Source organism: Curtobacterium sp. P97 (genome assembly GCF_023712445.1).
In the GTDB taxonomy this organism is placed as follows: domain Bacteria; phylum Actinomycetota; class Actinomycetes; order Actinomycetales; family Microbacteriaceae; genus Curtobacterium.
The window spans coordinates 70,590-91,844 of the sequence record NZ_JAMAYF010000013.1 but is presented as its reverse complement, the minus strand read 5'-3'; the positions used below and the strand labels follow the sequence as shown (position 1 = coordinate 91,844).

Sequence of the window (21,255 nt, the reverse complement as noted above, 5' to 3'; positions counted from 1 at the left end):
CCGCGGAGGGGGCGCCGAGCGTCAGGCGTCGCGGGACAGCAGGAAGTCGTTGATGCGCTCGGTCATCGGCAGGTCCATCTCCCGCGCGACGCCGTTCACGGACCGGATCGGTGCCGCCTGGCGGACGCTCGACAGCAGCCACAGGGCGTCGGCGGCCTCCAGGTCGGCCAGCGTGACGAGCTCGTACGAGGTCGCGATGCCCTCGCCCTCGGCGAACCGGAAGACGTCGGCCTGCGTCGTCCCCGCCAGGATGCCGATGTCGGTCCGCGGCGTCACGAACCTGCCGTCGACGGACATCACCAGGTTCGCGCGGGTGCCCTCGAGCACGTACCCGTCCGTCGAGACGAAGAGCGCGTCGTCCGCTCCGCGGCGCTCGGCCTCGCGGAGCGCCGCCATGTTCACCGCGTACGACAGCGTCTTCGCGCCCTGCAGCAACCACGGCGAGGTCCGCTCGACGTCGTGCCGGTAGCCGCGGTCGAGCGTCACGACGGCGATGCCCGCCGTCCGCGCGGGCGTCTGGTCGCCGGACGGTGCCGCGTAGACCCAGCCGGTCGGTCGACCCGAGCCCTCGACGCCGCGGGTCATGACGGTCTTCGCGAAGGCCTCGTGCACCGGGTCGAGCCGGGCGCACACCGCCTCGATCGCCTGGCGCCACGCGTCGACGTCCGGCGTGGGCAGGTCGAGCATCGCCGCGGACCGCACGAAGCGGGCGAGGTGCGGTTCGAGCGCCTGCGGCCGCCCGTCGACCACCGTGATGGTCTCGAACACCCCGTCGCCGCGGATCGCCCCGAGGTCCTGCACCTGCAGGTGCTCCTCGAGCGGCTTCGCCCACGTGTACGCGTCGGCCTCGGCGTCGTGCGGGGCGGCGTCGCGCGAGGGCTGGTTGAGGACGGCGAGGACGGTGTCGGTCATGCCACCATCCAACCGCAGCACCGGGTCGGTGGTCGTCAGTCGCGCCCGGGGAGCGCGCCCATGAGCTTCCACACCGCCGGCGTCAGCTCGGGGTGCTGCAGGGCGATCCGGCGGAGCCGGTGGTACTCCTCGCCGAGCTCGGTGCCCTGCCCGGAGGCCGGGTGGCCCGCCCAGTGCACGCTGCGCTGCCCGATCGCGGCGTCGAGCTCGACGGCATCGGCGCGGAGGATGAGCACGACCTGCTCGTCGACGGTCGGGAGCGTCGGCATGAACTCCCACGGGTCCTCGCCTGCACGGCTGCGGTGCTCGACGATCATCGAGATCTCCTCGGCGGCCTCGGCGCGCAGCACTTCGAGGCTGCGCCCGGTCCTGCGGGGCTCAGCCATGGTGCCCCCGCAGCACGCCTGCCATGCCAGCGATCGTACGCCAGCGCGGAGCGTCCACCGGACACGTCCGCCAGACTGGGGACCGTGACCGAACGCGACGAGACGAAGTCCCAGCACGCCCCGGTCGTGGTCGTCTACCTGCTCCGTGATGGTCCCGACGGCGCCGAGGTGCTGCTCGGCGAGAAACGTCGGGGGCTCGGGGCCGGGCGCCTCGTCGGTCCGGGCGGCAAGCGCGAGCCGGGGGAGCCGCCGGTGGCGGCAGCGGTGCGCGAGGTGGCGGAGGAGGTCGGTCTGCGGCTCGAGTCGGACGACCTGGAGGCGCGTGGCACGTTGGACTACCGGTTTCCGTTCCGACCGTCCTGGTCGCAGCGCTCGGACGTCTTCGTCTGCCGCCGCTGGCAGGGGACCCCGTCGGGCAGCGACGAGCTGGAGCCGCGGTGGGTCCCCGTCGACGCGGTGCCCTACGACGCGATGTGGGACGACGCGCGCTACTGGTTGCCGGGCGTGCTGGCCGGCGGGAGCGTCACGGCGCGCTTCACCTTCGCGGCGGACAACGCGACCGTCTCGGGCTTCAGCGGCGAAGGCGTCTAGCGGGCGCCCGCACGACCCTGCTGGACGCGGGTGCTGCCGGTGCGCGCCTCCTCCGCGGCGGCGAGGACGTCGGCGTCCCCGCTGCGACCACCGAGCGGGCGGACGAAGAAGTCGACGATGCCCGCCGCGATCGCCCCGAGGACCGCGAACATCGCCCAGCCGACGAACAGCCCGGCGGTGTTCCGGCCGTCGGCGGGGGCGAGGAACACGCTCGCGGCGTAGAGCGCTGCCGCGAGCACGAGGAACGCCACGACGGCGGTGACGAGGACGCGGTGCCAGGCGGTGCGCGGGTGCATGCGGAACAGGATACGCGCGCTCCGGGGAGCGGCCGAGCGTGCGCGCGTCAGCGCTCGGCGTGCCGTCCGTGCTGGCGCTCGTCGGGCGCGCCGGTCCGCGTCGTGCGCGATCCCGCCGGGGCCGGGCGGCGACCGGACGCGTCCACGCGGGGGACGGGACGGGTGCGGGGGCCGCTGGGCGAGCCTCCCGGTCGGGCCGGGCCGGGCCGGTCCGCCTGCCGCACCACGGGGATGCGTCCGGTCGGGGTGGTCTCCTGCTCGAGCCCGTCGCGACCGCCGGTGAAGACGTCGCCGGCGACACGCTCGTCCTCCCAGTCGTCGTCGCGCAGGACGCTCAGCGTGCCGGTCTCGGTCGAGGTCAGTCCGTGGCGCTCGAGCTCGGCGTCCCGCTGCTTCCCGAGGAACTCGCGGTTCGCGGTCTGCGCGTCCTGGAACATCGTCGTGCGGTTGTTCACGATCGCCGCGATGCGACGACGCTCCCACCACTGCTTGCCGAAGAACATCAGCACGAGCCCGGCGGCGGCGTAACAGCCCATCGTGACCAGCCCGCGGCCGAAGCCGGGGCCGACGCCGTAGATCTCGTGCTTGATCATGTCGACCATGCTCGAGCCGACCACGACGTGGTTGAGCCACGCGAAGGGCTCCGGCATGAACCACTTCGGGTACGCGCCGCCGGAGGACGGCATCGACAGGAAGACGAAGCAGATCATCGCGGGCGCGGCGATGAACCGGCCGACGAAGTAGCTCAGGCCGTTCACGGCGAGACCGATCGCGACGATCCAGCCCCAGGCGATGAGGACGAGTCCGATCCAGTGCCCGTGGATCGCGCCGACGACCGGGCCTGCGAGCGTGTTCGTGATCAGGGAGATCACGAGGCCGCCGACGACGATCACCGTCATGCGGGTGCGGTGCCGCAGCGGACCGCCCATGATGCCGATGAACATCGCGACCATGTAGCCGCCGATGCACCAGGCGAGCATGACGTACATCGCGACGGTGCCGTACTCGTCGTACGCGGGCAGCGGTGCGAGCTCGGTGACGGTCGGGGCGGCGACTCCGATCCCGGTGAGCACGCTGGTCAGCGTCGCGGGGACGAGCGAGGCGACCTGGAACTGGTGGGCGCTCGCCTTGAAGACCTCGTTCGCCGAAGGGTCGTACGCGACGGCCATCGTGCCGGCCAGGACGTCCTGCTTCGCGCGGGCCAGCGACTCGTACGTGTGGAACACGTACTCACCGGGCAGGGCCTTGCCGACGGCGGCGACGAGGGTCGGATCGCTGCCGACCAGGGCGACGGGGACGTCGTGCGGGTGGGGAGCGTGGAAGGCGAAGACGTAGCAGAGGCAGAAGCCGACGATGAAGAACAGCGGCATCCAGAGCTGCAGCCCGATGAGCTGCAGCGAGGGGTGGAGCGTGCCGTACCAGCGGCGGTACCGGCTGATCCGCTGCGGCTCGGGCACCGGTGCCTGGCGCACACGCCCCGCACGGCTGCCGGCGCTCCGGCTGCCGGCGACGGGAGCACCGCGACGTGGCCGCGAACCGCCCCGCGTCGAGGGCCGGGTCTGCCGGGGCTTCGGCGCGGACGACCGCGGCGCTCCGTCACGATCGGGGAGGTCGCTCTTCCTGGGGACGTCGTTCCGCGGCTCGCTCACTCGGCGCTCTGCTCCTTCTGCTGGTCGGAGCATCACGGTACGCCGGGCGTGCTCACCGCGCCCCGTGAGCTGTCGGGGCAGGACCGGCTGCGGCGGCCCGGGACCGGCAGCGCCGGGGCAGGACCGGCTGCGGCGGCCCGGGACCGGCAGCGCCGGGTCAGGACCGGCTGCGGGAGGCCTGGGCCGAGTCCATCGCGAGTTCCTCGGCGTCGAGCGTCACGAGCACGCGGCGCATGACCTCCTCGTCGAGGTTGCCCTTCTCGCGTTCCTCGAGCACGATCTCGCGGCGACGGTCGAGCAGTTCGCGGCGGATGTCCTGGATCTGGGCGCCGCGGAGTCGCAGCGGAGCGTTCCGGTCCTCGACCTCCTCTTCCTCGGCGTCGCGGCGGAACGTCTCGGCCTGTCGTTCGAGGCGGGCCTTCAGTCGGTTCACGACGCTGTCCGATGCCTCGGCGCCGTACTGCTCGGCCCACGCCGGTCGCCTCCGTTCGAGCAGGGCGATCGCGGCCTCGGTGGTGCGTTGGTTGAGTCGCATCTCGCTGCGGACGTCCGCCTCTCCCTCGGCCGGGTCCTGCACCTTCAGCGCCCGGATCACGAACGGCAGGGTCAGCCCCTGCAGTAGGAGCGTGCCGACGGTGACCACGAAGGCGATCACGAAGATGGTGTCCTGCGCCTTGACGTCGACCGAGTTGCCGACGACGGAGACCGCCGCCGCGAGGGTCACCACACCGCGCATGCCGGTCCACGAGATGACGGTGAGCTCCCGCCAGTTCAGCTTCGGTTCGGCGGAACCGCGCAGCCAGCGCAGGGACGGGTGACCGCGGGACAGTCGGACGCGCAACGGCCGCAGCCACCGGCCGTTGAAGCGGTTGCGCGCGTACGACTCGAAGACGAAGAGCGGTCGCACGAGGATCACGACGACCAGGACGACGGCCGCCGCGGTGAGGGTCTGCGTCAGGCTGCGGTCGCTCTCGACGAGGTTCTGGACGACGGTCTTCAGCTGCAGGCCGATGAGCGCGAAGACGAACCCCTCGAGGATCACGTCCGCACTCGTCCACAGCGGGCGCTCCTGCAGCCGGGTCGCGTAGCCCTCCTTCGGCGAGTTGTAGCCGATGTACAGCCCCGCGGTGACCACGGCGATGACCCCGGAGCCGGAGAGGTGCTCGGCGAGGACGTACGCGACGAAGGGCAGCAGGATGCTCATGATCGTCTCGACGACCGGGTCGTTGATGCGCATCCGGATCCAGTGGACCACGACCCCGAGGACGATGCCCACCGCCAGGCCGACACCGATCGCGAGCCCGAAGATGCCGAGGTCCTGCCAGATCGTCAGCGACGTCCCCGCCGCGATGAGCGTGAAGACCCGCACGAGGGTGAGGGACGCGGCGTCGTTGATGAGGCTCTCGCCGGACAGCACCGTCATCACCCGGCGGGGGAGTCCGAGCTTCCGGCCGATCGCCGCAGCGGACACCGCGTCCGGCGGGGCGACGACGGCGCCGAGCAGGATCGCCGCGGGCCAGTCCATGTCCGGGATGATGATGTACGCGGCGAGGGCGACCGCGAGCGCGGTGACGATCACGAGGAAGATGCCGAGACGGCGGATCTGCTTGATGGACTGCCGGAAGCTCTGCCACGACACGTCGAGGGCGGCGGAGTAGAGCAGCGGCGGCAGGACGACGGTGAGGATCACCTCGGAGTCGATCTCGATCTCCGGCAGACCCGGCAGGAACGACGCCGCGAGCGCCACGGCCGTGACGAGCAGCGGCGCGGGCAGCCCCTTGGCCCGCGCGAAGCCGGTCACCGCGAGTGAACCGATCAACAGGATGAGGAGTTCCGCGGTGTCCATGGTGTCCATTCTCCCATCGACATGATTCGCAGGCTGAACGATCCCGCAGGTCGGGTGGAGCGGCGGCGGACGACAGGGTTTGCCCCGGAGCCGATCGGCTGCGACACTTGCCCGCGGTGGACATCACACTCATAGTCGTCCTGGTCATCGCGTTGGCCCTCTTCTTCGACTTCACAAACGGTTTTCACGACACCGCCAACGCGATGGCGACACCGATCGCCACCGGTGCCATGAAGCCCAAGGTGGCCGTCACGGTCGCCGCGGTGCTCAACCTCGTCGGTGCGTTCCTCAGCACCGCCGTCGCGACGTCGATCTCGCACGGCCTGATCAACGAGGGCCCCGGTGGCGTCGCGATCACCCCGGAGATGATCTTCGCGGGCCTGATCGGCGCGGTCGTGTGGAACATGATCACGTGGCTGCGCGGTCTGCCGTCGTCGTCCTCGCACGCGCTGTTCGGCGGGCTCATCGGTGCCGCGATCGTCGGAGCCGGCTTCGACTCCGTGAACTACGCCGCGCTGCTGACCGTCGTGATCATCCCCGCGTTCCTGTCGCCGGTGATCGCCGCGCTGGTCTCGCTCCTCGCCACGCGCATCGCCTACCGCGTGACCCGTCGTCCGGTCTTCCCGAACGAGCGCGGCGGCTTCCGCATCGGCCAGGTGTTCACGAGCTCGATGGTCTCCCTCGCGCACGGCACGAACGACGCGCAGAAGACGATGGGCGTGATCACGCTGACGCTGATCGCCTCGGGCGCGCAGTCGGCGAACCAGGGCGTGCAGTTCTGGGTCGTCGTCGCGTGTGCGCTCGCGATCGCACTCGGCACGTACACCGGTGGTTGGCGCATCATCCGCACCCTCGGGTCGGGTCTGACCGAGATCCGCGCCACCCAGGGCTTCGCCGCCGAGGCGTCCACCGCAGCCACCATCCTCGCGTCGAGCCACCTCGGCTTCGCGCTCTCGACCACGCAGGTGTCGTCGGGCTCGATCATCGGCGCCGGGCTCGGCCGTCGTGGCTCGAAGATCCAGTGGTCGACGGCGGGCAAGATCGTCGTCGCATGGTTCATCACGCTGCCGGCCGCCGCAGCCGTCGGCGCGATCGCGTCCGGCATCGCCCGGCTCGGTGTCGGGGGACTCGTCATCGACGCGGTCGTCGGCGCAGCCGTCATCCTCGGGCTCTACCTCTGGTCGCTGCGGAAGCCGCACGACCAGGCCGCCGCGATCGAGGTGGACGTGGCCGCCAACGCGGTCTTCACCCGCAAGGAGCTCCGCGACATGCAGCGCAAGAAGCGTGCCGCCCAGGTCGCCGAGCGGCGCGCCGAGCTCAGCCGTGAGCGCACCCTGCGCCGCATGGCCGGACGGAACGGAGGGCGCCGCTGATGGGCATCGCCACTGACTCGCGCAGCTTCGCATCCCTGGGCGGAGGGATCCGCTGATGGGCATCGACTGGTTCGCATTCCTCACCGTGGCGATCGTCGCGGTCGTCTCCGCGTGCTTCGTGGTCCTCGTCTACTCGATCGGCCTGCGCCTCTGGAGCGCCGCCGACACGCGCGCCGGCAAGTACACCGTGAAGGACGACGGCACCGTCGGCCCCGCCACGGCCGGCTTCCCCCAGCCCGGCACCGTCCAGCCCGGCGTCCGCGCGTTCCGCGCGCTCGCCGTCGCGTGCTTCGCCGTCTCCGGCCTGGCCGTGCTCTACGGCATCTACCTGATCGTCCCGCAGTTCCACTGACGGTCACGTCCACCTGACGGACGGGAGGCCCGTGGCGACGCCGCCACGGGCCTCCCGTCCGTCGACGGTCACCACGCGCGCCCACCTGCCGGACCCGACCGGCCGGACGGGCTAGCCTCGACAGGGTGACCGGCAACGAAGCAGCGCGCACCAGGACCGAGACCGACTCGCTGGGATCCCTCGAGGTCCCCGCCGACGCGTACTGGGGCATCAACACCCTCCGGGCGCTCGAGAACTTCCCGATCACGTCGGTGCCGATCGCCGTGTACCCGGACCTCATCGAGGCGCTCGCGACCGTGAAGCAGGCCGCCGCGCGGGCGAACAAGGCCATCGGCGTGCTCGACGCCGAGCGTGCCGACGCCATCGACCAGGCGGCGCAGGAGGTCCGCGACGGGAGCCTCCGCGACCAGTTCGTCGTCGACGTCGTGCAGGGCGGCGCGGGGACGTCGACGAACATGAACACGAACGAGGTGCTCGCCAACCGCGCCCTCGAGATCCTCGGGCGTGAGAAGGGCGACTACGCGTACCTGCACCCGATCGACCACGTGAACCGCAGCCAGTCGACGAACGACACCTACCCGACGAGCATCAAGCTGGCGATGATCCTGGGGGTGCGGCGGCTCACCGAGCAGCTCGAACTGCTCTCCGACGCGTTCGCCGAGCGCGGCCGGGCGTTCCAGGACGTCCTGAAGGTCGGGCGCACGCAGCTGCAGGACGCCGTGCCGATGACCCTCGGGCAGGAGTTCACCGGGTTCGCGCACACCATCCAGGAGGACGTCCTGCTCCTCCGCACGGTCTCGCCGCTGCTCGCGGAGACGAACCTCGGGGCGACGGCCATCGGCACGGGCATCACCGCGGACCCGCAGTACCGCGACGAGGTCCGTCGGCAGCTGCAGGTCGCGAGCGGGCTCGACATCGTCACCGCACCCGACCTGATCGAGGCGACGAGTGACGCCGGTGCCTTCATGACGCTGTCCGGCACGGTGAAGCGCAGCGCGGCCAAGCTGTCGAAGATCTGCAACGATCTGCGGTTGCTCGCGTCGGGGCCGCAGGCGGGGCTCGGCGAGATCACGCTGCCCGCGCGCCAGGCGGGGTCGTCGATCATGCCGGGCAAGGTCAACCCGGTGATCCCGGAGGTCGTCAACCAGATCGCGTTCGCCGTCGCCGGTGCCGACACCACGGTGACGATGGCCGCCGAGGGCGGGCAGCTGCAGCTCAACGCCTTCGAGCCGATCATCACCCACTCGATCCTGCAGTCGCTGCAGTGGATGGCGAGCGGGTGCGCCACGCTCCGGGTGAACTGCGTCACGGGCATCGAGGCGAACGAGGCCAAGCTCGCCGCGCAGGTGGACACCAACGTCGGCGTCGTCACCGCGCTGACGCCCTACATCGGCTACGCGGCCGCGGCGTCGATCGCGCACACCGCGTTGACGACCTCGACGCCGATCGCGACGCTCGTCACGGCGGCGGGGCTGATGGACGAGGACCAGGTGCAGCGGGTCCTGTCGCCGGCGCGCTTGTCGGGCATCGAGCTCGCGACGGGGGCGATCCCGATCGTCACCGAGGAGATGTTGGACGCCGAGGCGGAGCGGGTCGCGCGCGAGCGCTGACCCCGTCCCGCGGGACGCAACCTCGGCGGCACTGCGCAGCAGTACAACGCTGCGAGGCGTCGCCGCCGTTGCGTCGTGCGGAGCGCCGCGCGAGCGCTGGAGCCTAGGGCAGCGGGGGCTCGCCGACCCGCACCTGGTGCGACATCGCGCGCAGGTGCTCCTCGGTCGGCGAGGGCTCCTCGTGCTCGTCCTCGGCACGCTGCTGCGCGGCGAGCCGGACCCGGTGCGCCGCAGCGATGTCCTGGTCGCGCCAGCGTGCGAGCGTGAAGTTCCGCGTGACGTCGCGGAGTGGCAGTCGGATCGACTCGTCAGCCTCGATGCCCGCGAGGAGCTGGCGCATCCGGATGACCTCGGAGTCGAGCTCCCCGCCGACGACGAGCACGAAGTTCGAGATGTACAGGTACACGAGCAGCAGGATCGCGCCACCGAGCCACCCGTAGGCCCGGTTCCCGCTGCCGCCGACCGTCTCGACGTAGATCGAGAAGCCGAGGGTCGCCACCGCCCAGGTCACGATCGCGAACGCCGCTCCGGCCGACACCCACCGCAGCTGCGGGGTCTTCACGTTCGGCGTCGCGTAGTAGAGGACCGCCACCATCACCACGAGGACGACGGCGAGCACGGGCCACTTCGCCACGTTCCACAGGTCGTCGATCCACGGTGCCAACCCCAGCTGCCGGACGATCGCCGCCGAGATCGTCGGAGTGCCGAGCAGGATGACGATCGCGATCGCCCCGCCCACCATCACGAGCAACGTGACGAGGAGCATCATGCTGCGGAACTTCCAGATCCGCCGGCCCTCCTCGACCTCGTAGGCGGTGTTCATCGCGCGTCCGAACGCCGTGGCGTACCCGGAGAGCGACCACAGCGTCAGGACGAGCCCGATCGAGAAGCCCACCCACGGGTTGTCGAGCGTCAGCAGCTGGCGCAGCGGCCCCTCGAGGTGCTGCGCGGTCTCGGGACGGACGATGAAGCCCAGCACCTGGATGATGTCGGTCAGGCTGTCGCCCTGCCGGTCCACGACGGACAGGGCCGACACGACGGCGAGCGCCGCGGGGAACACGGTCAGCAGGGCGAAGAACGTCAGGGAGGCCGCGGCGTCCACGACGCGGTGGCGGATCACCGAGTGGTAGGTGCGCCGGACGACCGCGCGGACGCCGGTCCGCTGCAGGTCGCGCGAGGCGCTGTCGGGCATGCGATGTACCGTACCCGACCCCACGACGGCCGGGAGACGCGGTGCGGCACCGCCACGCGCCTCCCGTCCTCGGGCAGGTGCACGAGACTCGGCCCCGCGGACAAATTCGCCGTTCCCGCGCGCGAGTCTCGTCCGCCAGGCCGAGTCTCGGACCTGACGGGGCCGGCACCCGCCGGTCAGTTCGCGTGCGGGTCGAGTGCGTCGTACCGGCGGAAGGAGGGCACCAGCCGGAGCAGCAGTGCCACGAGGCCGATGATCAGCACGCCGCCGATGATCGGCGGGTACGCGATGCCGGCCGCGACGACGAGGCCGGCGTACAGGTCGCCGAGGCGCGGGCCGCCGGTCACGACCACGATGAAGATGCCCTGCAGCCGTCCGCGCATCCCGTCGGGCGAGGCCGCCTGCAGGATCGTGTTCCGGAACACCGAGCTGACGTTGTCCGCGCCGCCCGCCGCCGCGAGGAACAGCGCCGCGAGTCCGAGTGCGGGCAGGATCTCGACGCCGAAGGCCTCGCCGGACCGCCCGCCGAGCAGGTGCGCCACCGCGATGACGACGCCGAACGCCGCGATCGCCGCGCCGTACGCCGTGATCGCCCAGCCGACGGCCTCGCCCTGGCGTCGCACGTGCCCGAGCGGGCCGGAGAACACGCTCGACAGCAGCGCGCCGACGGCGTAGGCGGCGGTCAGGGTGCCGACCGTGATCGACCCGCCGCCGATGACCAGCGCCCCGATCGCCGGGAAGAGCACGCGCGGCTGGCCGAACGTCATCGCGACGATGTCGAGCACGAACGTCATCGTGATGTTGCGGGACCGCCTGAGGAACCGCGCACCCTCGACCAGGGAGCGCAGCCCGGGGCGGAGGGCGTCGTGCTCCGCCGCCATCCGGGGGAGGGTGAAGACGCCGAGGAAGGCGAACGTGAAGAGCACGACGTCGATCGTGTAGGTCGGTGCGAAGCCGACGCTCGCGATGAGGACACCGGCGATCGCCGGGCCCACCGTCACCTGGAACCCGGACGCGATGCCACCGAGGGCGCTCGCCGCCGGGAGCAGGTCCGTCCCGACGAGCCGGGGGACGATCGCCGAACGCGAGGCGTTGCTCACCGTCGCGGCGACGGCGTTGACGGTCGCGAGCACGTAGAGGAGCGCCACGCTGTGCAGCCCGAGCCAGGCGTGCGTGGCGATGAGCGCGACCGCGGCCCAGGCGATGATCGCGGACACGAGGGCCACGAGCCGCCGGTCGAAGGCGTCCGCGAGCATCCCGCCGTAGAGCCCGGCGACGATCATCGGGACGAGGGCGATCACGCCGACGAGCGCGACCGCGAAGGTCGAGCGGGTGATCTCGTACACCTCGAGGCCGACCGCGACGGTGGTCATCTGCGTGCCGATGCCGGCGATCGCCGTGCCGGCCCAGAGCCGCGCGAACGCGGGGGAGCGGCGGAGCGGGGTGAGGTCGGCGAGCAGGCGGCGGCGGGGTGCGGTGTCAGGTCGTGTCACGGTGGAACCATTCTGCGGCCTGCGCCGCCCCGAGCGGGCGGAATCTGCGGGCTCCGGCGACGCGAGCGGGCGGAATCTGCGCACTCCGGCGACGCGAGCGGGCGGAATCTGCGGGCTCGGGCGACGCGAGCGGGCGGAAAGTGTCGCGTTCGTCCGCTGAGCGTGACGGATCGTGCCCGTTCGCGGGGAGCGAGACACCCGCGCCGCCGGGGAAGCCACCACACCCCAGCTGGTTGACTGACGCCATGACTGACCTCAACAGCAAGCCCGAGTTCGACGCCCCCGAGGGCCCGGCCCCCACCGAGCTCGTGATCACCGACATCGTCGAGGGTGACGGCGACGTCGCGCAGCCCGGCTCGACCGTGAAGGTGCACTACGCCGGCGTCGAGTACGAGTCCGGCGAGGAGTTCGACAGCTCGTGGAACCGCGGTGAGCCGATCGACTTCCCGCTCGCAGCACTCGTCCGTGGCTGGCAGGAGGGCATCCCCGGCATGAAGGTCGGCGGGCGCCGCAAGCTCACCGTCCCGCCGGAGCTCGCCTACGGCCCGGCCGGCGGCGGGCACTTCCTCTCCGGCAAGACCCTCATCTTCATCATCGACCTGCTCGGGGTCCGCTGATGCAGGTCGGCGCGCCCACCATCGAGCTGAACGACGGCCACCGCTTCCCGGAGCTCGGCCTCGGCACCTACGGGCTGAACGGCGACGAGGGCGCCGCAGCGGTCGGCGCGGCGATCACGAGCGGCTACCGGCTGCTCGACACCGCGCTGAACTACGGCAACGAGGACGCCGTCGGCCGCGCCGTGCGCGAGTCGGAGGTCGACCGCGAGGACCTCGTCGTCACGTCGAAGCTGCCCGGGCGGCACCACGGCTACGACGAGGCACACCGCTCGATCGACGAGACGCTCGGCAACCTCGGGCTGGACCGCGTCGACCTGTACCTCATCCACTGGCCGAACCCGTCGGTCGGGAAGTTCGTCGACACGTGGAAGGCCTTCGTCGACCTCCGGGACAGCGGCAAGGTCCGCTCGATCGGCGTCTCGAACTTCACGCCCGAGCACCTGAAGGCGATCATCGACGCCACCGGTGTCGCCCCGGCGGTGAACCAGGTGGAACTGCACCCGTACTTCCCGCAGGCCGAGCTCCGCAAGGTGCACACCGAGTACGGCATCGTCACCGAGAGCTGGAGCCCGCTCGCGAAGCAGTCCGAGCTGCTCACCGAGCAGCCGGTCCTCGACGCGGCGGCCGCGCACGGCGTGACGCCCGGCCAGGTCGTGCTGCGCTGGCACGTCCAGCTCGGCGCGGTCCCGGTGCCGAAGTCCGGCGACGCGGACCGGCAGCGGGAGAACCTCGACGTCTTCGGCTTCGCGCTGACCGACGACGAGGTCCGCGCGATCTCCGGGCTCGAGCGCGGGCGTCTCTGGGACGGCGACCCGGACACGCACGAGGAGATGTAGGGGCTGCCGCCCCCACGGACGGACGGGCGCGCCCCGCTGAGCGGCGACGCGAAGCGTCGCGCGGGGCGCGCCGACCGAGCCTGCGAGGGAGGGGTGTCGGCCGACACCGCGCCTCCCGTCCGTCCCCCGGTCGCCCGTGCGTCTCGTCGCCCCCGGAGGTCGCCCGGCGGGACTACACTGGACACCCCTGTTTCCCGAAGGGTGGCGTGTGTCCGAACCGACCGAGACCGACCGCGAACGTAGCTACGTCGACGGTCTCTTCACCCGTCTCGACGAGCTGACGTCCGAGGCCGAGCAGCGTCTCGCCGAGACCCGCCGCCAGGCGGTCGGCGGCAACCACCAGAGCCGCAGCGAGCGTGACGCCTACGCACGCCTGTACGAGGACACGATCGCCACGCTCGACCGCGTCGGCGACCGCCTGGTCTTCGGTCGGCTAGAGGTGTCCGAGCCGGAGTCGCCCGACGACACGTTCCGGTACATCGGCCGCGTCGGCCTCCGCGACGTCGAGCACCGACCGCTCCTGCTCGACTGGCGCGTCCCCGGTGCGAGCGCCTTCTACCAGGCGACCGCAGCGCACCCGATGGGCATGCGCGCCCGCCGTCACCTGACGCTCGAGGGTCGCACGGTCGTGAACGTCGAGGACGAGGTCTTCGACGCGTCCCTGTACGACGACGAGCGCACGCACCTGCAGGGCGAGGGAGCGCTGCTCGCGGCGGTCACCGCCGAGCGCACCGGTCGGATGACCGACATCGTCGCGACGATCCAGGGCGAGCAGGACCGCATCATCCGCTCCGCGCTCGAGGGTGTCCTCATCGTGCAGGGCGGCCCCGGTACGGGCAAGACCGCCGTGGCGCTGCACCGCGCCGCGTACCTGCTCTACACGCACCGCGACCGGCTCCGGGGCTCCGGCGTGCTCATGGTCGGGCCGTCCCCGGCGTTCCTGACGTACATCGAGCAGGTGCTGCCGTCGCTCGGCGAGACCGGCGTGGTGATGGCCTCGCTCGGGTCGCTGTACCCGGGCGTGCACGCGACGATGCACGACCACGGGGACGTCGCCGCGGTGAAGGGCTCGGCGCAGATGGCGTCGCTGCTCCGCCGTGCCGTCCGCTCCCGCCAGGTCGTCCCGACCGAGTCGGTCGTGCTCGACGTCGAGGGGGAGCGGCTCACGGTGCCACCGCAGCTCGTCGCCGACGCCCTCAAGCGGGCGCAGGACCGCGGGAAGCCGCACAACGTCGCCCGGGTGACCTTCAACAAGATCGCCCTCGACGCGATGACCCGCCTGCTCGCCGACCAGCTCCGCGCCCGCGGCACGACGGTGGACGAGGCCGACGAGAAGGTCCTGCGCGAGGACATCCGCAGCTCGTACGACGCCCGTGTCCTGCTCAACACCGCGTGGCTGCCGCTGCCGCCGGAGAAGTTCCTCGAGGACCTCTACGCGCGCCCGAACTGGCTCGCCTCGCTCACGCCGGACTGGACACCCGCACGCCGCGCACTGCTCCAGCGACCGCGTGGCGCGGGCTTCACGATCGAGGACGTCCCGCTCCTCGACGAGGCCGCCGAGCTCCTCGGGCCGTTCGACCCGACCGGCGGTGCCGCGAAGCGCGCGGCCAAGGCCAGCCGCAACCGCGACATCGAGAACGCCCGCCAGGCGATCGAGAACATGGGCGTCGAGGGCATCGTCTCCGCCGAGCAGGTCGCGGGGTCCTTCGCCGAGGGCGGCGATCCACGCACGACGGCCGAGCGCGCCGCCGAGGACCGCGAGTGGACCTACGGGCACATCGTCGTCGACGAGGCCCAGGAGCTCTCACCGATGCAGTGGCGGGTCCTCGCCCGCCGGAACCCGCTGCGGTCGTTCACGATCGTCGGTGACATGGCGCAGGGTTCCTCGCCGGCCGCCGCACGCACGTGGGACGACGTCGTCGGTGCGCTCGCACGCCGCCGTCGCGGACGTGCGCCCGTGGTGCCGCTCGACCACCGGATCGCCGAGCTCACGGTCAACTACCGCACGCCGCGCTCCATCGTGCAGGCGGCGGGTGCGTTCGCCGACGCCGCCGGACTGGCGGTCACGCGCACCGAGGCCGTGCGCGACGGCGACCCGGTCGACCGCGTGTCCGTGCCCCGGGCGGCGCTGCTCGACACGGTCGCCGAGCACGTGGACGCCGAGCGGGAGCGCATCGGCTCGGGCACGATCGGCGTCATCGTGCCCGAGGCCGAGCTCACCGCCGTCCGCGACCGACTCGCCCGCACCGACGCCGACGTCCGCGGGCTCGGTTCACCGCGGCCGGGGTCGGTCACGGTGCTCTCGGGAGCGGACGCGAAGGGCCTCGAGTTCGACGGCGTCCTGCTCGTCGACCCGGACCGGGTCGGCGCCGACGCGGCACGCGCCGCGGCCGCGGTCTACGTGGCGATGACGCGACCGACGCGACGGCTGGTCGTCGTCGACGTCACCGACTGATCGGCTCGCCCTCGTCGCGCACCCGCGCGACGAGGGCCGCCCACGCGCCGTCGAGCTGGCTGCCGGGGATCGTGACGGTGGTGCGGGCGACGCTCACCGTCCACGTGAAGTCGTCGGGCACCGCCTGCCGCCGCCGCGCCGGGGCCTCGCGCGGGAGGGCGCCGACCAGGTCGTCCCAGGCGTCCGGGTCGTCGCACGAGTCGGTGTCGATCCGCCAGCCCCGCGAGAGCCCGGCGAACCCACCACTGCGGCGGACGACGATGTGCATGCTCCGGTTGTACGCCGTCACGGACCGGTGAGCACGCCGACGCTCCGCCAGGCGTCCTCGACCGCGGCGTGCTCCGTCGAGCCCTGCCCGAAGCGTGCCGCGGCGGCGTCGACCGTGACCCGTGCGAAGCCGGCGAAGTCGATGTCCTCGGTGGTCTCGGGCGACGTCAGGGCGTCCCACCAGACGGCTCCCGCGCCCTCCCACGCGTACCCGCCGATGGTGGTCGCGGCGAGGAAGAACGCGTGGTTCGGGATGCCCGAGTTCAGGTGCACGCCGCCGGAGTCCTCGGTGGTCTCGACGTAGTCGGCCATGGTCGCCGGCTGCGGGTCCTTCCCGAGCACCGGGTCGTCGTACGCGGTACCCGGCGCCCGCATCGACCGGAGTGCCACGCCGTGCACGGCGTCGGTGAAGAGCCCCTCGCCGATGAGCCACGTCGCCTGGTCGGCGGTCTGCCCCGCGGCGTACTGCGCGACCAGGGAGCCGAACACGTCGCTGACCGACTCGTTCAGCGCGCCCGACTGCCCCTGGTACGTCAGGTCGGCGGTGTACTGGGTCACGCCGTGGGCCAGCTCGTGGCCGATGACGTCGAGCGCGATCGTGAAGCGCCGGAACACCTCGTCGTCACCGTCGCCGAACACCATGCGCCGCCCGTCCCAGTAGGCGTTGTCGTAGTCCTGCCCGTAGTGCACCGTGGCGTCGAGCGGGAGCCCGGCGCCGTCGATCGACACCCGGCCGAACACGTCGAGCCAGAACGCGTGCGTCGCGCCGAGTCCGGCGTACGCCTCGTCGACCGCGGCGTCACCGGAGTCGGGGTCGCCCTCGCGCCGGACGACCGTGCCGGGCAGGGTGGTCGTGCCGCGCGCGTCGGCGACGGTGCGCTGCGGCGAGCGGTCGACCGAGCCGCTGATGCCCTGCGGTCGGACGCGGTGCTCGTGCTTCGGAGCGGTGACGACGTCCATCTCGGCCAGCGCGGTCCGTGCCGCCGAGGCCGCGCGGGGGTGCTCCGACGCGGCGGCGACGGCGCGCAGCAGGTACGGCGGGACGACGGAGTGGCGGCGGGTGGCGGTCATGGCGCCATGGAACCACCGACGACCGACGACGGTGCTGCCCGGTCCGGAGCGGCTGGCCGGCTGGGGCTGCGGGGGCCCGGCGGGTCAGTCGCGCTGGCGGTGCTCCACCAGCGCCAGGGCGTACGACTCCCACCACTGCCCGGCCGCCGGTCCGCCGTTGCAGGTGCCGTCGCTGAGCCCGGGCGTCTTCACCCAGAGCAGGGCGTCGAGCCGGGTCGACCCCGCGGTGACGCGCGGTGCCTGTCCGAGTCCCGCACCCTCGGGGTTGCACCAGGTGCCGCGCCAGCCCTGCCCGTTCCGCGAGACGTCGATCACGAAGTGCGGGTCGCCACCGATCGCGTCCGCCAACCGGTCGGCGTACGCGTGTTCCGTGTCCACCCGGTAGAAGTTCGAGACGTTCGTCGCGAAGCCCTGCGTCCGGTCGACCCCGGCCGCCCGCAGCCACCGTGCCATCTCGGTCACGGGGACCCGGTCCTCGTTGCCGCCGTCGAGGTACACCGTCAACCCGTGTCCGGTGAGCTCGTCCACGGCGCGGTCCAGCAGTCGCAGGCGCTCCCGGCCGAGGCGCTCGCAGACGTGGATCTGCGCGATCGAGTCCGGTTCGACGAGCACGACCGCGTGCGAGCCGGCCATCGCCCGGACGGCCGACCGCACCCACGGCAGGTAGGCGTCCTCGGCGGTGCCGCCGGCGGAGTAGCTGCCGCAGTCGCGGTCCGGGATCGCGTAGAGGACGAAGACGGGCGTGCGGTGCTGCTGCTCGGCGCCCCGGACCACCCGCCGGACGACCTGTCGGGTGACGGACTCGGAGGGGTTCGTCAGCCAGGTCGCGACGGGCTGGTCCGCGATGACGTCGATCTGCTCGGCGGTCGCGCGCTCGCCGTCCGCCCGGGCCGCGGCGGCTCGGCGCGCAGCCTGTCCGTCCTGGTCCGGCTGGTGGGCCAGGCCGCCCGGGAACGCGGCCGCGGCCGACTCGCGCTCCGCGATCGCCCGGCCCGGCTCGACACCGTTGCTCCTCGTCGTCGTCGCGCCGGGGGTGCCGGTGCCGTCCGGACCGTCATCGGACCCCGACACCGTGGAGAGGACGAGCCCGCCCACGGCCACGGCGACGACCGCTCCGACGGCGAGCACCGCCCACTGTCGTCGTCCGCTGCCCCTGGTGCGGCCGCGCGTCCCCTGCTCCGGCATAGGTCCATGCTGGCAGCAGGCCACAGCGTCGTGCCAGGGTGGCCCGGCGTCCGCCCAGGTGGGGCGCGGCCGGCTGCCAGGAGCCGGCAGCGATACTGACCGGATGTTCCGGAAGCTCCTGCTGCTCGCCCTCACCGCCGGCTACGCCTGGGTGATCTGGCGGATGACCCTCACGCCGCGGGTCTTCACGCATGCGCAGGACGAGCTCGTGCTGCACGTGATCGGTTGGCTGCAGCAGCTGCCGCACGGTGCCTGGTTCACCTACGACCGGGTCGAGTTCCTCGCGAACATCGGGATGTTCGTCCCCGTCGGGATGATCGCGGCGCTGTGGCTGCCGCGTCGCTGGTGGCTGCTGGGCGCCGTGGTCGCGGTCGTCCTGTCGGTCGGGATCGAGCTCGCGCAGGCCCGCTTCCTGCCGTACCGGGTCGCGGATCCGCGGGACGTGCTGTCGAACGGTCTCGGCGGGCTGCTCGGTGCCACCCTCGTCGGGCTCGTCCGGAGCCTGCTGCCGGTGCCGCGACGGCAGCGGCTGCGCGCCCGCCCTGCCTGAACTCTGGTAGTCTCGTCCGGTTGCCGTCGAACGGCCGCGGACAAAGAGCGCCCATGCATCAGGCATGAGCACCGCGCAACGGACAGGAAGGGGATCATCCATGGCACTTGACGCGAAGGTCAAGCAGGAGATCATCGAAGAGTACGCGACCCACCCGGGCGACACCGGATCCCCCGAGGTCCAGGTCGCCGTTCTGACGCGTCGCATCAACGACCTGAACGAGCACCTCAAGGAGCACAAGCACGACCACCACTCGCGTCGTGGTCTGCTGCTCATGGTCGGTCAGCGTCGCCGTCTCCTCGGGTACCTCTCCGACGTCGACATCAGCCGCTACCGTGCGCTCATCGAGCGCCTCGGCCTGCGTCGCTAGTCGACTCGCAGACACTGCGTGACCGAACGCCCCGGTCCTCCTCGTGAGGACCGGGGCGTTCCTCGTCCCCGGCCGGCCACGACCGGGAATGGTTGCGCCCCGGTCACGGTTCGGTACGATGTTCATGCAAACGCATCGAAAGTCGGGAACTGTCATGACCACCATCGCCGTCGTCTCCGCCGGGCTCTCCGAGCCCAGCTCCACCCGCCTGCTCGCGGATCGGCTCGCCGCGTCCGCGGTCACCGCCGTCTCGGCCGACCAGCCGGGAGGCACGGTGGACGTCCGTCACGTCGAGCTGCGTCCGATCGCCCACGAGATCGTCGACGCGATGCTCACCGGGTTCGCCGCACCGGGCCTGGCCGCCGCTCAGCGCACCGTGCTCGAGGCCGACGCGCTCGTCTTCGTCACCCCGGTCTTCACCGCGGGGATGAGCGGTCTGGCGAAGTCGTTCCTCGACGTGCTCGACAAGGACGGCGTGACCGACCTGCCGGTGCTGCTCGCGGCGACCGGGGGCACCGCACGGCACTCGCTCGCGATCGACCACGCCCTCCGCCCGGTGTTCGCGTACCTGCGCGCCGCCGTCGTACCGACCGGTGTCTTCGCCGCGACCGACGACTGGGGGAGCGAGGCGGACTCCGCCGCGCTGGACGCACGCATCCGCCGGGCCGGGGTCGACCTGGCCTGGGCGATCCGCGCCTCCCGGCGGACGCCGCAGCAGGAGACGCTCGCCGCGCCGACCGACTTCGCGTCCCTGCTCGGTGGCCTCGGCCACTGACCCGCGGTACCGGACGGTGTCGGCCGGTCAGTACCAGTGCGGGTTGACGCTCATCTCGTGGTTCCACGCCGCGCAGGGCGAGCCGTAGGCGTCGTGGATGTACGCCAGCCCCCAGTTGACCTGGGTGGCGGCGTTCGTCCGCCAGTCCGCCCCGGCGACCGCCATCTTGCTCGCGGGCAGTGACTGGGGGATGCCGTACGCACCGCTCGAGGCGTTGAGGGCGTTGGCCCGCCAGCCCGACTCCTGGTTCCAGAGGGAGACCAGGCACGAGAACTGGTCGCCGCCCCAGCCGTAGGCGCCGATCGCACTGCGGGCGTACGCCTGCGCACCGGCCGGGTCGACCGTGACGCCGCCCGTGCTCGGGTAGGACGTGTCGGTCCCGCCGCTGGTCGCGACCGGCGCCGGGGCCGAGGGGGCGGCTGCCGCCGCCGCGCGCTGGGCTGCGGCGGCTCGCTCGCGCGCCCGCTGCTGCGCGGCCTTCTGTGCGGCGACCTGCACGCCGAGCTCGTACCGCTGCTCGGTCGTGGCGGTGGTGTCCTTCAGGGTGGCCAGCTGCGCGTAGAGCTCGTCGCTGTGCTGCTGGGTGTCGGCGACGGCCCGCTCGGCGGCGTCGGAGGCCGTCCGGGCCGTGGCGGACCGTTCCTCGGCGGCGGCGGCGAGGGTGCTCCGCTCGGACTCGGCGCGCTCGGCCTGGTCGTGCAGCGACTCCGCCGTCCGGCCGGCGACCGAGGCGTCCTCGAGGACGCCCTCCCACGTGCTCGAGAGCTGGTCGACGGCGCCGAGCTGGTAGAGCAGCTGGTCCGGGTCGTCCGTGGTGGCGATGCGCGTGGTCATCGCGTTCTGGCTGCCGTCCCGGTACAGGGTCGCGGCAAGCTGCCCCGCACGGTCCTGCGCTTGGGTGGCGGTGCGCTCGGCGGTGTCGGCCTGGGACCGGAGCGCCGTGGCGGTCTGCGTCGCCGACGCGAGGTCCGCCTCGGCACGGTCGGCGGCCTCGGAGGCGTCGAGGGCGGTCTGCGACTTCGCCGCGGCGTCGGCCTGCACGGACCGCAGTGCCGCCTGCACCTTCGTCGCCTCTGCGGCCGCGGCCTGCTCGTTCCCCTTCGCGCGTTGCACGTCCTGCCACGTGGGGTACTCCGTCGTCGACGCGCTCGCGGGCAGGGCGGTGACGACCGGTGCGACGAGCGCGCCCACGACCACGGCGGCCGCGACGAGCACGCGCCGGGGAGGGCTGGTGCGCATGTCGGCAGGCTACCGGGGACACGCCCGTTCGCCAGGAGCAACACCCGCCGGGTGCCTGAGGACTGGTAAAGTCCTCATCGTCCGGGGACCGTTCTCCGGACGTCACGCTCCGGACGTCACACTCGCGGAGCTGGCACACAACACTGCGCAGACCGGGCACGGAGCTGGTCATCGGTGGTGGCTCGCGGGC

21 protein-coding genes are annotated in these 21,255 nt (G+C 72.3%); 10 read left to right on the top strand and 11 right to left on the bottom strand.

Translation table 11 applies throughout. The features are described from left to right. Positions 1-21 precede the first annotated feature (21 nt). Together M3677_RS14280 and M3677_RS14275 are read right to left on the bottom strand one after the other, a co-directional pair. Positions 22-912 carry an aminodeoxychorismate lyase gene (locus tag M3677_RS14280; RefSeq protein WP_251160875.1) on the bottom strand — a complete coding sequence of 297 codons (891 nt, stop codon included), beginning with the start codon at positions 910-912 and terminating at the stop codon, positions 22-24. 35 nt (positions 913-947) lie between these two features. Continuing rightward, positions 948-1,298 (bottom strand): tryptophan synthase subunit alpha, encoded by a 351-nt coding sequence (locus M3677_RS14275; RefSeq protein WP_066653218.1) that lies wholly within the window; start codon positions 1,296-1,298, stop codon positions 948-950. Positions 1,299-1,382: 84 nt separating this feature from the next. Between M3677_RS14275 and M3677_RS14270 the strand changes: the two genes are divergently transcribed. Beyond that, entirely contained in the window at positions 1,383-1,889 is a 507-nt protein-coding gene (locus tag M3677_RS14270; protein WP_251160874.1) for an 8-oxo-dGTP diphosphatase, read from the top strand. Here the strand turns inward: M3677_RS14270 and M3677_RS14265 are convergent. The 3 genes from M3677_RS14265 to M3677_RS14255 form a co-directional block, all read right to left on the bottom strand. Then, the gene (locus M3677_RS14265; protein WP_066653223.1) at positions 1,886-2,185 is read right to left on the bottom strand and encodes a hypothetical protein; all 300 of its coding nucleotides are present in this window, start codon (positions 2,183-2,185) and stop codon (positions 1,886-1,888) included. The two genes, M3677_RS14270 and M3677_RS14265, sit on opposite strands and share 4 nt — an antisense overlap. Positions 2,186-2,232: 47 nt before the next feature. Continuing rightward, positions 2,233-3,642: an ABC transporter permease gene (locus M3677_RS14260; protein ID WP_251160873.1), complete on the bottom strand. Its 1,410-nt coding sequence runs from the start codon at positions 3,640-3,642 to the stop codon at positions 2,233-2,235. Positions 3,643-3,991: 349 nt separating this feature from the next. Further along, positions 3,992-5,680 (bottom strand): sodium:proton antiporter, encoded by a 1,689-nt coding sequence (locus M3677_RS14255; RefSeq protein ID WP_251160872.1) that lies wholly within the window; start codon positions 5,678-5,680, stop codon positions 3,992-3,994. A gap of 116 nt (positions 5,681-5,796) precedes the next feature. Here M3677_RS14255 and M3677_RS14250 point away from each other — a divergent pair, with 116 nt between their 5' ends. The 3 genes from M3677_RS14250 to M3677_RS14240 all read left to right on the top strand — a co-directional run bounded on the left by M3677_RS14250 (position 5,797) and on the right by M3677_RS14240 (position 9,015). Next, complete coding sequence (locus M3677_RS14250) at positions 5,797-7,053, top strand: inorganic phosphate transporter (protein ID WP_081984745.1); 1,257 nt, start codon at positions 5,797-5,799, stop codon at positions 7,051-7,053. A 55-nt stretch (positions 7,054-7,108) separates the two neighbouring features. Further along, positions 7,109-7,405, top strand: coding sequence for a hypothetical protein (locus M3677_RS14245; protein ID WP_066653232.1), 297 nt, complete (start codon positions 7,109-7,111; stop codon positions 7,403-7,405). Between the two features lie 125 nt (positions 7,406-7,530). Then, entirely contained in the window at positions 7,531-9,015 is a 1,485-nt protein-coding gene (locus tag M3677_RS14240; RefSeq protein WP_251160871.1) for an aspartate ammonia-lyase, read from the top strand. Between the two features lie 103 nt (positions 9,016-9,118). Here the strand turns inward: M3677_RS14240 and M3677_RS14235 are convergent, their stop codons facing one another. Further along, positions 9,119-10,207 (bottom strand): YihY/virulence factor BrkB family protein, encoded by a 1,089-nt coding sequence (locus M3677_RS14235; protein ID WP_251160870.1) that lies wholly within the window; start codon positions 10,205-10,207, stop codon positions 9,119-9,121. Between the two features lie 176 nt (positions 10,208-10,383). After that, positions 10,384-11,700 (bottom strand): MFS transporter, encoded by a 1,317-nt coding sequence (locus M3677_RS14230; RefSeq protein WP_251160869.1) that lies wholly within the window; start codon positions 11,698-11,700, stop codon positions 10,384-10,386. A 245-nt stretch (positions 11,701-11,945) separates the two neighbouring features. Between M3677_RS14230 and M3677_RS14225 the strand changes: the two genes are divergently transcribed. From M3677_RS14225 to M3677_RS14215, 3 genes are all read left to right on the top strand, one after another. Continuing rightward, complete coding sequence (locus M3677_RS14225) at positions 11,946-12,317, top strand: FKBP-type peptidyl-prolyl cis-trans isomerase (protein ID WP_058728797.1); 372 nt, start codon at positions 11,946-11,948, stop codon at positions 12,315-12,317. Continuing rightward, on the top strand, positions 12,317-13,153 hold the full coding sequence (locus M3677_RS14220; protein ID WP_251160868.1) for an aldo/keto reductase: 837 nt from the start codon (positions 12,317-12,319) through the stop codon (positions 13,151-13,153). The genes M3677_RS14225 and M3677_RS14220 overlap by 1 nt, the downstream gene beginning before the upstream one ends. Before the next feature lie 208 nt (positions 13,154-13,361). Further along, positions 13,362-15,608, top strand: a complete 2,247-nt coding sequence (locus M3677_RS14215; RefSeq protein WP_251160867.1) for an ATP-binding domain-containing protein — start codon at positions 13,362-13,364, stop codon at positions 15,606-15,608. On the opposite strand, the gene M3677_RS14210 is transcribed toward M3677_RS14215, so the two are convergent. The 3 genes from M3677_RS14210 to M3677_RS14200 form a co-directional block, all read right to left on the bottom strand. Beyond that, entirely contained in the window at positions 15,598-15,876 is a 279-nt protein-coding gene (locus M3677_RS14210) for a protealysin inhibitor emfourin (protein ID WP_251160866.1), read from the bottom strand. The genes M3677_RS14215 and M3677_RS14210 overlap by 11 nt on opposite strands. A 17-nt stretch (positions 15,877-15,893) precedes the next feature. Then, positions 15,894-16,946: a M4 family metallopeptidase gene (locus tag M3677_RS14205; RefSeq protein WP_251160865.1), complete on the bottom strand. Its 1,053-nt coding sequence runs from the start codon at positions 16,944-16,946 to the stop codon at positions 15,894-15,896. Positions 16,947-17,030: 84 nt separating this feature from the next. Beyond that, positions 17,031-18,131 (bottom strand): glycoside hydrolase family 6 protein, encoded by a 1,101-nt coding sequence (locus tag M3677_RS14200; RefSeq protein WP_251160864.1) that lies wholly within the window; start codon positions 18,129-18,131, stop codon positions 17,031-17,033. A gap of 103 nt (positions 18,132-18,234) precedes the next feature. Between M3677_RS14200 and M3677_RS14195 the strand changes: the two genes are divergently transcribed. From M3677_RS14195 to M3677_RS14185, 3 genes are all read left to right on the top strand, one after another. After that, positions 18,235-18,681: a VanZ family protein gene (locus tag M3677_RS14195; RefSeq protein ID WP_066653249.1), complete on the top strand. Its 447-nt coding sequence runs from the start codon at positions 18,235-18,237 to the stop codon at positions 18,679-18,681. A 100-nt stretch (positions 18,682-18,781) separates the two neighbouring features. Then, positions 18,782-19,051 (top strand): 30S ribosomal protein S15, encoded by a 270-nt coding sequence (gene rpsO / locus M3677_RS14190; RefSeq protein WP_058742593.1) that lies wholly within the window; start codon positions 18,782-18,784, stop codon positions 19,049-19,051. Between the two features lie 154 nt (positions 19,052-19,205). Next, the gene (locus tag M3677_RS14185; RefSeq protein ID WP_066653250.1) at positions 19,206-19,826 is read left to right on the top strand and encodes a CE1759 family FMN reductase; all 621 of its coding nucleotides are present in this window, start codon (positions 19,206-19,208) and stop codon (positions 19,824-19,826) included. 27 nt (positions 19,827-19,853) lie between these two features. Here M3677_RS14185 and M3677_RS14180 read toward each other — a convergent pair whose 3' ends face one another. Continuing rightward, positions 19,854-21,065, bottom strand: coding sequence for a hypothetical protein (locus tag M3677_RS14180; RefSeq protein WP_251160863.1), 1,212 nt, complete (start codon positions 21,063-21,065; stop codon positions 19,854-19,856). Between the last annotated feature and the right edge of the window lie 190 nt (positions 21,066-21,255).